The organism is Mycobacterium sp. AT1 (assembly GCF_002043095.1).
Taxonomy (GTDB): domain Bacteria; phylum Actinomycetota; class Actinomycetes; order Mycobacteriales; family Mycobacteriaceae; genus Mycobacterium.
Genome location: NZ_MVOC01000029.1, coordinates 27,587 through 28,202, shown reverse-complemented (window position 1 = coordinate 28,202; position 616 = coordinate 27,587). Strand labels below are relative to the sequence as shown.

Here is a 616-nt window from a genome sequence, read left to right as displayed (position 1 = left end):
GACTCCGGGTGTGGCGCAGGGTCGCTCGAGTGGTCGGCGCTGTCTGACGCGGCGTCGTCTCCGGCGGCAGATCGCTCCGGATCCTCATCTGGCGAGGCATCGTCGGGAACATCGGGTGTCGGCGCGGGCCGTTCGTCGAGGGTGTCAGCGCTCGCGATCACGTAGACCACCACACCCGTCGAGGGTGGGTTCTGCGCGGCGGGGCAGTCGTCGGTTTTGCACAGGCAGGCCAGGCGGTCGNNGTGCGCGGATCGGCCGGGCAGACCGTGCGGGCCAGCGCGTCGACGCGCGCGTCGAAGGCCTTCGCGTCGGTGGCGAACAGGGTGGCATACACCGTCGCCATCCCACCGCCGTCATCGTCCTCACTGACGTCCACGCTGCGTCCTCGCGCCCGGGTCTCGGTCCGGTGCACCGCCTGCGGGTCGACGTGGGCGACGAATGCGTCGACGGTCTTCTCCAGGGTGGACGTCGACATGGGTTCCCGGGTGCTCAGCGCTTCGGCCAGCAGTCGGTCCAGTTCGTGCAGGGCGTCGGGGTCCACGACCAGGGCGCCGCGCTGCACCACGGTCCGGACCAGTTGGTAGGTGATCAACCCTTCGGCGAACACCGCAGCCAC

1 protein-coding gene is annotated in these 616 nt (G+C 70.4%); it reads right to left on the bottom strand.

Annotation, left to right across the window (positions count from 1 at the left end; translation table 11 throughout):
• Positions 1–157: 157 nt before the first annotated feature.
• Positions 158–616 (bottom strand): DUF222 domain-containing protein (locus B1790_RS14555; protein WP_142271314.1); only part of this gene is annotated, 459 nt, incomplete at its 5' end.